Origin of the sequence: Bacillus sp. SIMBA_074 (assembly GCF_046534555.1) — a bacterium.
In the GTDB taxonomy this organism is placed as follows: domain Bacteria; phylum Bacillota; class Bacilli; order Bacillales; family Bacillaceae_G; genus Bacillus_A; species Bacillus_A mycoides.
Genome location: NZ_JAWRYM010000022.1, coordinates 37,787 through 50,830 on the forward strand (window position 1 = coordinate 37,787; position 13,044 = coordinate 50,830).

11 protein-coding genes are annotated in these 13,044 nt (G+C 34.2%); 9 read left to right on the top strand and 2 right to left on the bottom strand.

The window, feature by feature from the left end; all coding sequences use genetic code 11:
• Positions 1-232: 232 nt before the first annotated feature.
• From parE to SB773_RS20830, 3 genes are all read left to right on the top strand, one after another.
• Positions 233-2,197 (top strand): DNA topoisomerase IV subunit B, encoded by a 1,965-nt coding sequence (gene parE, locus SB773_RS20820; protein ID WP_060750796.1) that lies wholly within the window; start codon positions 233-235, stop codon positions 2,195-2,197.
• 1 nt (position 2,198) lies between these two features.
• A complete protein-coding gene (parC, locus tag SB773_RS20825) occupies positions 2,199-4,622 on the top strand; it encodes a DNA topoisomerase IV subunit A (RefSeq protein ID WP_002014315.1) in 2,424 nt (807 codons plus the stop codon).
• Between the two features lie 423 nt (positions 4,623-5,045).
• The gene (locus tag SB773_RS20830; protein WP_131245320.1) at positions 5,046-6,077 is read left to right on the top strand and encodes an oxidoreductase; all 1,032 of its coding nucleotides are present in this window, start codon (positions 5,046-5,048) and stop codon (positions 6,075-6,077) included.
• 57 nt (positions 6,078-6,134) lie between these two features.
• Here SB773_RS20830 and SB773_RS20835 read toward each other — a convergent pair whose 3' ends face one another.
• On the bottom strand, positions 6,135-6,578 hold the full coding sequence (locus SB773_RS20835) for a VOC family protein (protein ID WP_410591826.1): 444 nt from the start codon (positions 6,576-6,578) through the stop codon (positions 6,135-6,137).
• Between the two features lie 59 nt (positions 6,579-6,637).
• On the opposite strand from SB773_RS20835, the gene SB773_RS20840 reads away from it, so the two are divergent.
• The gene (locus SB773_RS20840) at positions 6,638-7,606 is read left to right on the top strand and encodes a helix-turn-helix transcriptional regulator (RefSeq protein ID WP_410591828.1); all 969 of its coding nucleotides are present in this window, start codon (positions 6,638-6,640) and stop codon (positions 7,604-7,606) included.
• A gap of 95 nt (positions 7,607-7,701) precedes the next feature.
• Here SB773_RS20840 and SB773_RS20845 read toward each other — a convergent pair whose 3' ends face one another.
• On the bottom strand, positions 7,702-8,295 hold the full coding sequence (locus SB773_RS20845; protein ID WP_044439934.1) for a TetR/AcrR family transcriptional regulator: 594 nt from the start codon (positions 8,293-8,295) through the stop codon (positions 7,702-7,704).
• Positions 8,296-8,459: 164 nt separating this feature from the next.
• Between SB773_RS20845 and SB773_RS20850 the strand changes: the two genes are divergently transcribed.
• From SB773_RS20850 to SB773_RS20870, 5 genes are all read left to right on the top strand, one after another.
• Positions 8,460-9,353 carry an ABC transporter ATP-binding protein gene (locus SB773_RS20850; RefSeq protein WP_002087760.1) on the top strand — a complete coding sequence of 298 codons (894 nt, stop codon included), beginning with the start codon at positions 8,460-8,462 and terminating at the stop codon, positions 9,351-9,353.
• Positions 9,346-10,152 (top strand): ABC transporter permease subunit, encoded by an 807-nt coding sequence (locus SB773_RS20855; RefSeq protein ID WP_002087759.1) that lies wholly within the window; start codon positions 9,346-9,348, stop codon positions 10,150-10,152. Before SB773_RS20850 ends, SB773_RS20855 begins: the two co-directional genes overlap by 8 nt.
• 208 nt (positions 10,153-10,360) lie before the next feature.
• On the top strand, positions 10,361-10,894 hold the full coding sequence (locus SB773_RS20860) for a sigma-70 family RNA polymerase sigma factor (protein WP_410591831.1): 534 nt from the start codon (positions 10,361-10,363) through the stop codon (positions 10,892-10,894).
• A gap of 12 nt (positions 10,895-10,906) precedes the next feature.
• Positions 10,907-11,905, top strand: coding sequence for an anti-sigma factor (locus SB773_RS20865; RefSeq protein WP_410591833.1), 999 nt, complete (start codon positions 10,907-10,909; stop codon positions 11,903-11,905).
• Between the two features lie 17 nt (positions 11,906-11,922).
• Positions 11,923-12,960: an LCP family protein gene (locus SB773_RS20870; protein ID WP_088031041.1), complete on the top strand. Its 1,038-nt coding sequence runs from the start codon at positions 11,923-11,925 to the stop codon at positions 12,958-12,960.
• Positions 12,961-13,044: the final 84 nt, after the last annotated feature.

A 13,044-nucleotide genomic window follows, 5' to 3' on the forward strand; every position in this document is an offset into this window, starting at 1 on the left:
GATCATGATAAAGGTATGGAATGTATAATGTTGGAATACATATCCATTTCTCGTTGACAAACGATTATTTTTCTGAAATAGTAGCCTAGAGGAATCCTTGTGAAAAAAACAAGGATTTTTCTATTGAAAATGGTATATAAAAGAGATAAGATAACTTGCCAAAACTATAGTCGAGGCGTTATTCTATAATAGAAACATATGTTCTGATTTGATTAGGAAAGGGGCAAGGAGTTTGGCGAAGCATCAGTTCCAATACAATGAAGATGCAATTCAAGTGTTAGAAGGACTTGAAGCCGTTCGAAAACGCCCGGGTATGTATATCGGGAGTACGGATAGCCGTGGATTGCATCATTTAGTATATGAAATAGTAGATAACTCCGTTGATGAAGCATTAGCGGGATTTGGCGACGAAATTTCTGTCGTAATACATAAAGATAATAGTATTAGCGTTATTGATAAAGGGCGAGGAATGCCTACGGGAATGCACAAGCTTGGAAAACCGACACCTGAAGTTATTTTAACTGTACTTCATGCTGGTGGTAAGTTTGGCCAAGGAGGTTATAAAACGAGTGGTGGTTTACACGGTGTTGGGGCATCAGTTGTAAATGCCTTGTCAGAATGGCTAGTAGTAACGATTAAGCGTGATGGTAGCATTTATGAACAACGCTTTGAAAATGGTGGTATTCCTGCAACGACGTTAGAGAAAATCGGGAAAACGAAAGAGTCTGGTACAACGATGCACTTTAAACCAGATACAACTATTTTCAGCACAACGAATTACAACTATGAAACATTATGTGAGAGATTACGTGAATCTGCATTCTTATTAAAAGGAATGAAAATCTCGATAAAAGATGAACGTAATGATTTAGAAGATGTGTTTCATTATGAAACAGGAATTGAGGCTTTCGTTTCATACTTAAACGAAGAGAAAGATTCGATTCATCCAGTTGTATATTTCTCGGGTGAGCAAAATGGAATTGAAGCAGAGTTAGCGTTTCAGTTTAATGATGGTTACTCAGAAAACATTCTTTCGTTTGTAAATAATGTACGTACAAAAGACGGTGGTACACACGAAGCTGGATTTAAAACAGCAATGACACGTGTGTTCAATGAGTATGCTCGTAAAGTTTCTTTATTAAAAGAAAAAGACAAAAATTTAGAGGGTACAGATATTCGAGAAGGATTAGCTTCGATTGTTTCTGTACGTGTACCAGAAGACGTACTCCAGTTTGAAGGGCAAACGAAAGGTAAACTAGGTACAAGTGAAGCTCGTTCTTCAATTGATGCAATTGTATCTGAGCATTTAGCTTACTTTTTAGAAGAAAACCCGGATGTAGCTACACTTCTTGTGAGAAAGGCAATTAAAGCAGCACAAGCACGTGAGGCTGCTCGTAAAGCGAGAGAAGAAGCGCGTACTGGTAAGAAGAAGAAAAAATCAGAAGGTACTCTAAGCGGGAAGTTAACACCTGCACAATCACGTAATCCTCAGAAAAACGAATTGTATTTAGTAGAGGGTGACTCGGCTGGTGGTTCAGCAAAGCAAGGGCGAGATCGTCGTTTCCAAGCGGTGCTACCATTACGTGGTAAAGTAATTAACACGGAAAAAGCAAAGCTTGCTGATATTTTTAAGAACGAAGAGATCAATACGATTATTTACGCAATTGGCGGAGGAGTAGGGAATGAGTTCGCTGTTGAAGATATTAACTACGATAAAGTTGTTATTATGACCGATGCAGATACGGATGGAGCACATATTCAAGTGTTACTACTGACGTTCTTCTACCGTTATATGAAACCACTTATTGAAGCTGGTAAAGTATTTATCGCACTTCCACCTTTATATAAAGTAAGTAAAGGAAAAGGGAAAAGTGAAGTAATTGAATATGCATGGTCTGATGAAGAATTAGGTGATGTAACGAAAAAGGTCGGTAAAGGCTACATGTTGCAGCGCTATAAAGGACTTGGCGAAATGAATGCCGATCAATTATGGGAAACAACGATGAACCCTGAAACACGTACGTTAATCCGTGTGAAAATTGACGATGCATCAAGAGCTGAGCGCCGAGTTACGACATTGATGGGGGATAAAGTAGAACCTCGCCGTAAATGGATTGAGCGTAATGTACAATTTGGTATGCAAGAAGAAGGAAATATTTTAGAAAATGAAATGATTATGGAGACGGAGGTGGAATAACATGCAGGCAGAGAAGTTTCATGACCTCCCGCTTGAAGACGTGTTAGGTGACCGCTTTGCACGTTATAGTAAATATATTATTCAAGACCGCGCGCTTCCAGATGCGCGTGACGGTTTAAAACCGGTACAAAGACGTATTTTATATTCTATGTATGTAGAAGGAAACGTACATGATAAAGCGTTTCGTAAATCAGCTAAAACAGTAGGTAATGTTATCGGTAATTATCATCCACATGGTGATTCCTCTGTATATGAGGCGATGGTCCGTTTAAGTCAAACTTGGAAAGTACGTAATGTTTTAGTTGAAATGCACGGAAATAACGGTAGTGTTGATGGGGATCCAGCAGCGGCAATGCGTTATACGGAAGCACGTTTATCACCAATCGCATCTGAGTTATTACGTGATCTTGATAAAGAAACAGTAGAATTCGTGTCAAACTTTGATGATACGAGTGAAGAACCTATTGTATTACCGGCAATGTTCCCGAACTTATTAGTGAACGGATCTACAGGGATTTCCGCTGGTTATGCAACAGAAATTCCACCGCATCATCTTGGAGAAGTAATTGATGCTACAATTATGCGTATCGATCAACCGAATAGTTCTGTGGAGGACTTGTTAACAGTTATTAAAGGACCAGATTTCCCTACAGGTGGTATTATACAAGGGATAGATGGCATTAAAAAAGCGTATGAAACAGGTAAAGGTAAAATTATTATTCGCGGAAAAGCAGAGGTTGAAACGATTCGTGGCGGGAAGCAACAAATCGTTATTACAGAAATTCCGTACGAAGTAAATAAAGCGAATCTTGTTAAGAAAATGGATGAATTACGTATAGATAAAAAGCTAGATGGAATTGCTGAAGTACGTGATGAGACAGATCGTACAGGTCTTCGTATCGTTGTAGAATTAAAAAAAGAAGCGAATGCTGAAGGTATTTTAAATTATTTATATAAAAATACAGATTTGCAAATTCCATACAACTTTAATATGGTAGCGATAAATAATCGTCGTCCGACACTTATGACATTACCTAAGATTTTGGATGCATATATTGGACATCAGAAAGAAGTTGTTACAAGACGCTCACAATATGAATTAAGAAAAGCAGAAAATCGTCAGCATATTGTAGAAGGTTTAAAGAAAGCATTATCAATTTTAGATGAAGTGATTGAAACGATCCGTGGGTCTAAAGATAAGCGTAATGCGAAAGATAATTTAAGTGCGAAATTTGGATTTACAGAGGCGCAGTCAGAAGCAATTGTTTCACTGCAATTATATCGTTTAACAAATACAGATATTACAGCGCTAGAGCAAGAAGCAGCGGAACTTAGTAAGAAAATTATAGAGTTACAGTCAATTTTACAAAGTGAAAAAAGACTTTTTCAAGTTATTAAAACAGATTTGAAGAGAGTAAAGAAAACATATAGTGATAATCGCCGTGCGATAATTGAAGAGGAAATTGAAGAAATTAAAATCGATGTGGAAGTTATGATTCCGCAAGAAGATGTCATCGTTACTGTAACGAAAGAAGGCTATGTGAAACGAACAGGTTGGCGTTCGCATAATGCATCGAACGGGAAATACTTCGGTATGAAAGAGGGTGACATCTTACTTGAGCGTTTCGATACAAACACGACAGAAACCGTTCTTTTATTTACGAACAAAGGAAATTATATTTATCTTCCTGTGTATGAAATGCCAGAAATTCGTTGGAAAGATTTAGGTCAACACGTTGCGAATCTTGTTTCGCTCGAGCGAGATGAATCGTTAATTTGGGCAACAGTCGTACCGAATTTTGAAGAAGAAAAACGATTTATCGTATTTGTTACACGAAACGGTATGATTAAGAAAACAGAATTAAACCAATATAAAGTGCAGCGTTATTCACGGGCATTCGTTGCTGTAAACTTGAAAAAAGATGATGAAGTTGTTGATATATTTGCGACAGATGGGACAAGTGATATTGTTCTTGCAACACATGGTGCATATGCACTTGTATTCAATGAAGAAGAAGTAAGTCCAGTTGGTGTCAGAGCAGCTGGTGTGAAAGCAATTAATTTAAAAGAAGATGACTATGTTGCTTCTGGTAAACCGTTAAATGGTGAAAAAGATCAACTTATTCTCGTTACGCAGCGAGGTGCTGTGAAACGTATAAAGGCATCGGAAATTGAGAAATCAACGAGGGCGAAGCGAGGCCTTGTAATTTTTAAAGAGTTAAAACGTAATCCGTACCGCATTGTCGGTATTGAAATTGTTCGAGATGATGAATTAGTTTACATGAAGACAGAGAAACACATTGTAGAAGAAATTGATCCGAAAGCGTTTCGAAATAAAGACCGGTATAGTAATGGTAGTTTAGTACTAGATGTTAATGATACTGGTGAAGTAATTGAAACGTGGACAAAGAAAAGAACGGAATAAAGTGAAACTTTAATCAGTGGGGGTTTTTTCCATCCCCCACTGATTATTAGCCTTCACCAATCGGGCTTTTACGGGCAGTTGGTCTCCCTCCTAACTCCCTCGCATTCCCCTTATTTTGAGGTGGGAGTTTTACTGCGCGTTAATGCGGGATAAAGGGAGCATCTTGCTATGAATGATAGCAAGATGCTTTTTTCTAAGCAAATCATTATGTATATAAAAATAATCTTGTTATAATGATGAAATGAAATCGTTCTCATAAAGTGAAACTTTAATCAGTGGGGATTTTCTTTATCCCCACTGATTATTAGTTGAACCAAACGGGCTTTTACGAGCAGTTGATTCCTCACCTAATTTCTTTGCTTTCGCTGAATTTTGAGTTAGGAATCTTACTGCCCGTTAAAGCGGGATAAATGGAGGGGCAACATGAAAAAAATAGGTGTAGGGATTGTAGGATTTGGATTTTCTAGTACAACATTTCACATCCCGTTATTACAAACGATAGAAGAATACGATATTCGTGCTATTTTATCATCAAAAGAAGACGTAGTGAAACAAGCATTACCAAACGCTGAAGTTGTTGGTACAATTGATGAATTAGTAAATCGAGCTGATATTGACTTAGTGGTCATTACTTCGCCGAATACAACCCATTTTCCATATGTAAAAGAAGCAATTGTACACGGTAAGCATGTTGTTGTGGAAAAACCATTCGTTGTTTCAATTGAAGAAGGAGAAGAACTTATTTCATTAGCGAACCGACATAATGTCGTTTTAAGTGTGTATCATAATCGCCGTTTGGATAATGATTTCTTAACGATAAAGAAATTATTACAAGAAAAAAGAATCGGGAATGTATACGCATATGAAGCGCATTTCGATCGTTTCCGCCCACATGTACGCGATCGCTGGAGAGAAAAGAACTTACCAGGATCAGGTATATTATATGATTTAGGATCGCATTTAATTGACCAAGCATTATCATTATTTGGGAAACCAGATGCGATAAGCGCAGATGTAATAAAACAACGACCAGGTGCAGAAGTGGATGATTACTTCCATGTTGTACTTCACTATGGAGTGAAGCGCGTTATTTTACATAGTAGCAGTTACGTAAAGCAAGCTGGACCACATTTTACACTGCATGGAGATAAAGGTTCTATCGTGAAGTATGGTATGGATTCACAGGAAGAACAATTAAAGACTGGAATGAAGCCAGGGGATAATGGTTATGGAGCAGACTCTGAAGAGAATTTTGCTACTTTAGAAACAGAAGAAAGCTTAGAGCGTATTCCAACAGAAGTCGGCTGCTATGACATGTATTATAAAGGTGTGCGAGATAGCATATTAAATGGTGAAAAACTACCTGTAACTGCTCAAGAAGGTTTAGACGTTATTAAATTGATTCAATTGGCGACTGAAAGTAGTGAAACGGGTAGAGTCATTGCGGTAAAATAAAAAAGACACGAATTTCGTGTCTTTTTTTATTAGGAATATGCGAATATGACTCATTATTTATTTTAGTCGTTTGTCATACATTAATTGGATTTGTATGCCGTAAGGATCTTCAATAATACCATATGCTTCACTAAATATATTTTTTTCTAGTGGAGAGATTATTTTCACATGCTTATCGGAAATTAAATTATTATAAAATCTTTGTATTTCTTCTAAATCAGCGCTTTGAATGCAAAGTGACATGTTATTTCCAACGCTATAACGTTCAGTAGGGTTCATTGTATCTTCGGCTATCATTAGCTTTGTATTCCCAATTTGTAAAACAGAGTGGGCAATATGATCTTTATTTTCATTTGTAATTTCAAAAGAACTATCTTTTTTGGCCAGTTCTTCATACGTAACAATCATTAACTTCTTGGCTTCTAAATTACGTGTATAAAAATTAATTGCCTCCTTTGCTTGCCCATTCATTGAAAGAAAAATAGCTATTTCTAATGTCATAAATATCTAACTCCTTTTTTAGTTAATAATTATAATATAGACTAAAAAGGTTTCAATACATGACACCTTTTATGGAGGGAAATATGAAAAAAACTGAACGAATAAATGATATGCTTATTTTCTTAAATAATAAAAGATATTTTAATTTAAAAGATTTAATGGTTAGATATGCTATTTCTAAAAGTACCGCTCTACGAGACATTCAATCATTGGAAGAAATAGGTGTACCGATATATTCTGAACTAGGTAGAAATGGGAGTTATAAAATTATAGAAAATAGTGTGTTATCACCAATATATTTTAGTGTGGATGAAATGTATGCGTTATACTTTTCGATTCTTACATTAAATGGTTACAAAACAAAGCCATTTAATATAGAAAGTATTGCGCTTGAAAATAAATTTAAACATGTATTACCTGATAATGTGAGTAAAAATATTTCAATCATGGAACGAACACTTTCCTTTGAAGTAACAAATCATAGTAACTTTAGTCCGTTCTTAAAAGAACTTTTACAGGGGATTTTTGCTGAACGGGTTTATCGTTTAACATATTTGAAAAAAGATGAGGAGAAAGCATTGGTCGCCCAATTTATTCGAATAGAATCTAAATTTGGACAGTGGTATGCTAAAATTTTTAATTTTGAGACAAGTAATGTTCAAATAATTAGATGTGATAAAATTCTTTCTATTATGGAAACAAGCAATACTAATCCAAAAAAGCTCGAAGAACTATTAAGTTATCTTACTACTTTTCACAGAAAGCCTGATGCAATTGATTTTATTGTCATTGTTAATCAAGAAGGAAAAGACATTTTTGATAAAGAGAATTATCCTTCCATGAGGATACAAAAAGAAAAAGAAAAATACATTATAACAGGCTATTTTAACAAGAAAGAAATTGATTTTATTTCAAGTTATTTTTTGAATTTTGGAAAAACGATTATCTCAATTCAGCCTGTCATGCTGAAAGATTTAATCTATAATAAGGTAGTATCTATAAAACATCATTTAACTTCTTTGAGATAAAGTTAGTTTTAATAATTCTTTTCGACATGAAAAAGCCCTTGAGATTTAAATATCCAAAGGGCTTTTTTATGATTTTGTTTGTTCTTTAGAAAAAATTATTTTTCTGGAACAGAAAGTCCGTAAAAGAACATCGTAACTATATCTTGTATATGTTTTTCTCGATCTCCTTCAAGAAGCTGTGCCCCGAAATCATCACCTAATTTAGTGAACATTTGAATGTAAAGTAACATCATTTCTTTTGAAAGGTGTGGATTAATTTCATTTTTGCGCTGTGCTTGTTCTAATATTTCTAAATACCAAGGCAAGATTTTTTCGTTTTGATAACTATAAATAAATTCTCGGAGTGCTTCGTCTCTTTGCATCATTTGTAGTAACATATCAGGCTGAAATAACCCCCCAGTATTCATTTTTCTTACAATCATTTTTTGCATCATATCATGAAAAGGTAATTTTTCTTCTGCAAGCTCTTTATAATATTGAAATTCAGATATTATAAATTCTTGTATAAGTTCCCTAAATAACGCATCTTTACTTCCGAAATGATTATAAATTGTCACTTGAGAAACGTTTGCTTTTTTTGCAATATGTTCTATTTTCACTTCATTAAATCCACGTTCTGAAAATAATGTAAAGGCCGCATCTTTAATGGCACGTTTTTTCTTTTCTTTCACTTTTTCAAAGCCGTTCAATACAATCACCTCATTTAAAATATACAAGAAAAAATAATTGAAAACAATATTTTTGAAATATGGACATATAAATATTTCAAAAAGTTGTTGCGAATATGAAAGATGAGGAGTACAATAATTTTGAAATATCACATGTTAAATATTTCAAAAAATGAGGTGGGTTTATGATTTCAGTTCAAAATGTTACAAAACAGTTTTCAAATGGAAAAGGCTTGTTTGATATTACATTTGAAGTGAAAGAAGGAGAAGTTTTTGGCTACTTAGGACCAAATGGTGCTGGGAAATCAACAACGATTCGTAATTTAATGGGATTTATAAAACCGACGGCTGGTAAAGCGACAATTTTCGGATTAGATTGTTGGGAAGATGCTGCGAAAATTCAAAGAGAAGTTGGCTATTTACCAGGAGAGATTTCTTTTATTGAAGGAATGAATGGATTAGAGTTTTTAAATTTGATGCAAGGAATGCGTGGGTTAAAAAATATAAAAAGACGAGATGAATTGATAGAACGTTTGCAGTTCGATGTGAAAACACCAATTCGAAAAATGTCTAAAGGAATGAAACAAAAAGTAGGTATAGTTGCGGCATTTATGCATGATCCAGAAGTGTTAATTTTAGATGAACCGACATCAGGACTCGATCCACTTATGCAACAAGTATTTATAGATTTAATATTAGAGGAAAAGCAAAGAGGAAAAACAATCCTTATGTCATCACATATTTTCACTGAAATTGAGAGAACTTGTGACAGAGTAGCTATTATTAAAGATGGTTGTCTTGTAACCGTTGAAAACATTCATGATTTACAAGGTATGAGAAGACAGGTTATAGATGTAACAGTATCATCTCAAGAAGAAATCGAGTCTCTTAAACAATGTGATTTGCAATTTGAAGGAGTGAAAGGTAGAGAGGCGTCAATTATTGTGCAAGGAAACTATCAAACTGTTTTACAAATACTTTCAAACTATAATGTAACTGCACTTCAAACGAGAGCGACGGATTTAGAACATTTATTTATGCATTATTACGAGAAGAAAGAAGGGGTAAAGCATGAATAAACAACTATTTTTAGCTAGTTTGAAAGAAACGAAAAAAAGTATATTGAGCTATGCTACTGGTGCAGCTCTTTATTTATGGTTATTAATTTGGATATTCCCATCGATGGTTTCAGCCAAAGGTTTAAATGAATTAATAAGTGCCATGCCTGATAGTGTGAAAAAAATTGTTGGAATGGAAAGTCCGATTCAAAATGTAATGGATTTTTTAGCTGGTGAATATTATAGTCTATTGTTTATTATCATTTTAACAATTTTTTGTGTCACGGTTGCAACGCATTTAATTGCTCGTCATGTAGATAAAGGGGCGATGGCATATTTATTAGCAACACCTGTATCGAGGGTGCAAATTGCAATTACACAAGCTGCTGTTCTCATATTGGGGCTACTAATAATTGTAATTGTTACTTATGTAGCTGGTATATTAGGTGCAGAATGGTTTTTAAAAGATAATAACTTAAATCGAGAATTATTTTTGAAAATAAACATAGTCGGAGGGCTTATATTTTTAGTAGTTAGTGCCTATTCATTTTTCTTTTCTTGTATATGTAATGATGAAAGAAAGGCACTTAGCTACTCAGCCAGTTTAACAATCTTATTTTTCGTATTAGATATGGTAGGGAAATTAAGTGATAAGTTAGAGTGGATGAGAAATATATCTTTATTTACATTGTTTCGTCCGAAAGAAATTGCTGAAGGAACATATAATATATGGCCAGTAAGTATAGGCTTAACTGCTGGAGCGCTTTGTATCTTCATAGTAGCAATTGTAGTGTTTAGGAAGAGGGATTTACCGTTGTAAATTAGAAAGTCCACTGAGAAAGTGGGCTTTTTTTGTTTGTAAATTCGAAGGGATATCTTTTAGAGAAACATTTAAGTAGATAGTCAAAATGGAATGTTTACATTTTTTCTTGTAGAAATATTCAAAAGAATTGAACCTTTTTCTAGGATACTCCGTCTAATATGTGTAAAGTTTAATTAATAGAGAGGCTGAAACAGGAGGACCAATTGTGAAAGTAATTCCTTTATATAAGATGATTGTAAAAGAAGAAACGGATGTTTCTTTAGCAAAAAAGGGTAATCACGAGGCTTTTATGACACTTATACATACAGAAAAAGTAAAGATGTATCGCATTGCGAAGGCGATGTTACGTGATGAGACGAATATAGAGGATGCGATGCAGGCAACAATTTTAGAAGCTTATGAAAATATAAAAAAACTGAAAAAGGAAGAGTTTTTTCAAACTTGGCTCATTAGAATTTTAATAAATGAGTGTAACAATATAATTCGCTCTTATAACAAAGTAATTGTAATTGAGGATCATGATAGTAATATGGTGGCGTTCGATCGATATGAAGATATTGACCTTTGTAATGCTATTCAGTCTTTAACGGAAGAACTAAGAGCTGTAACTGTACTTTATTATTATGAAGATATGAATCAAGAAAGTATTGCAACGCTTTTAGAAATTCCAAAAGGAACGGTTAAATCAAGATTGTCACGTGCAAGGGAACAATTAGAAGAGCGATTAAAGATGGAGTAGGAGGTGGTTAAAATGGATAAAGAAAAATCATTTGATGAAAAATTAAAAAAGAGAATAGAAAAGGATAATACCGTATTGCCACAGGCACTAAATGAAAAAATTAATGATACACTTCATAATCTTCCTGTAAAAAGAAAGAGTTATAGAGTACATATGATGTTTATTAGTGCCGCTGTTCTAACGCTATCAATTGTATCTATGTCTGAGTTTTCTATACAGAGCTTTGCACAAAATGGAGGGATGTTTAATTACGTAAAGAAGAATGCGTTTTCTGATTATGAGAATGAAGAAGAAATAAAGTCGAACGTCAATTATCCAGATAAGGAAAAGATTCATCAAAAGATGCTTGATTCAATTGATCATTTCCAAAATGTTTCAGGGCAATTCGAAGAATATTCTAGCTCTACAAGAATTGCTACAACATATAAATATGCGATTGATACGGAGAAACAAAGTGGTATTTCATCTAAAGAAGACAAGCTATCGAAAAAAAGCACGATGATTTATAGCGAGGAAGGAAAAAAAGAGTTTAATGATAAGAATAATACGTATAAAGAGACGAGATGGAGTCCAAAAGAAAGAAATAATGAACTATTAAAATTAAGCCCTACGGAAAGGTTATTGAGAAAATCAGGTGAGAAGAAACGGTATGATGACGAATATGTGGGATTCGCTAAGTACAGTATTCAATCAGAATTTGCTGATCTATTAATTCGATATAAAGATTGGAGTTATAAAGAAACGAAGTATCTTGGACTCGATTGCTACAAAATAGAAGGAATAATAAACATAGAAATGCCTGTAAGTACATCTGAAGATTTAAGTGGGAAATTTGAAATGGTTGTAGAGAAAAATACGGGGATTATGTTGAAGTTCCTTAGTTTCCATGAAGGTATGATTCAATATTCGATTACGACTGAATGGATACAAATAAACAAAGGATTGAAAGAGAATGTATTTCAAAAGGATAGCACTAATTATGAAAAATTGAAAAACATATTAGATGAATAGAAAACGGAGGGAACTATATGGAGAATACCTCTCCTTCAAGAGAAAAGAAAAATAAACGAAAATATAAAAAGACAACGATAATAAGTGTATTGTTAGGAGTATTACTATTTGGCGGAGTTGGGTATGGTGCTTATGTATATATGAAAACTTCTAATCTCGTACAAAAATCTAATTTGAACTTATCGCGTGGTGAAAAATCAAATTTACGTGAGAAAGCTGTAAAGCCAATTACACACAACGTTTCAATGTTAATTATGGGAATTGATGAAAATCAAGAACGGCAAAAGGGGTATAATGGTGCATTTCATACGGATGCATTATTGTTAGTTACGTTTAATAAAGAAGATAAGACAGTGAAGTTAACCAGTATACCACGAGATACATATACATATGTTCCACTCGAAAAGAAAAAAGATAAAATAACACACGCATATGGAAGTGGTTTCGTTAAAAACGGAAAAGATGGAGGCCCACAAGCTTCTGTTGAGGCAGTAGAAAAGTTACTGCAAGTACCGGTAGATTATTTTGTAAAATTTAATTTTGGGTCATTTATTAAAATTGTTGATGGGCTCGATGGTGTTGAGGTAGATGTCCCGGTTGAATTTACTGAACAAAATAGTAAAGATGAACCTGATACGATTCACTTGAAAAAAGGGGTTCAAAAATTAACGGGAGAAGAAGCACTTGCTTTGGCGAGAACTCGTCATATTGATAGTGATGCAATGAGGGGACAGCGCCAACAACTTGTTATTGAGGCGATTTTAAGTAAATTAAAAAATGTAGGGTCTATTACAAAACTGGAGAAAATGGTTGAGGCCGTCGATGGTGATTTTAAAACAAATTTAGCATTGGATGATATTTTATCTTTTTATAAATATGGTTTAGATTGTTCAGTTGAGAAGATGCAACTGAGCGGTGATGATTTATATTTACCAAATGGCCCAAATGGACGGCGTGTATATTATTATAATCCTAATAAAAAAGACTTACAAAATTTGAGTAATACACTCAGAACACATCTTGGATTAAGTGAGAAGCAAATTGAGGGAAATTAAAGCGGATGTTATATCTGCTTTTTTTGTTTTTGTAGGAAAAAGATCTCTGGAATATACATTATTTATTAACGACAATCTACAGTC

Bases quoted from the DNA above. Each gene is read 5' to 3' on its own strand.
- parC (WP_002014315.1), top strand. From the start codon at position 2,199: ATGCAGGCAGAGAAGTTTCATGACCTCCCGCTTGAAGACGTGTTAGGT.
- SB773_RS20830 (WP_131245320.1), top strand. From the start codon at position 5,046: ATGAAAAAAATAGGTGTAGGGATTGTAGGATTTGGATTTTCTAGTACA.
- SB773_RS20835 (WP_410591826.1), bottom strand. From the start codon at position 6,578: ATGACATTAGAAATAGCTATTTTTCTTTCAATGAATGGGCAAGCAAAG.
- SB773_RS20840 (WP_410591828.1), top strand. From the start codon at position 6,638: ATGACACCTTTTATGGAGGGAAATATGAAAAAAACTGAACGAATAAAT.
- SB773_RS20850 (WP_002087760.1), top strand. From the start codon at position 8,460: ATGATTTCAGTTCAAAATGTTACAAAACAGTTTTCAAATGGAAAAGGC.
- SB773_RS20855 (WP_002087759.1), top strand. From the start codon at position 9,346: ATGAATAAACAACTATTTTTAGCTAGTTTGAAAGAAACGAAAAAAAGT.
- SB773_RS20865 (WP_410591833.1), top strand. From the start codon at position 10,907: ATGGATAAAGAAAAATCATTTGATGAAAAATTAAAAAAGAGAATAGAA.
- SB773_RS20870 (WP_088031041.1), top strand. From the start codon at position 11,923: ATGGAGAATACCTCTCCTTCAAGAGAAAAGAAAAATAAACGAAAATAT.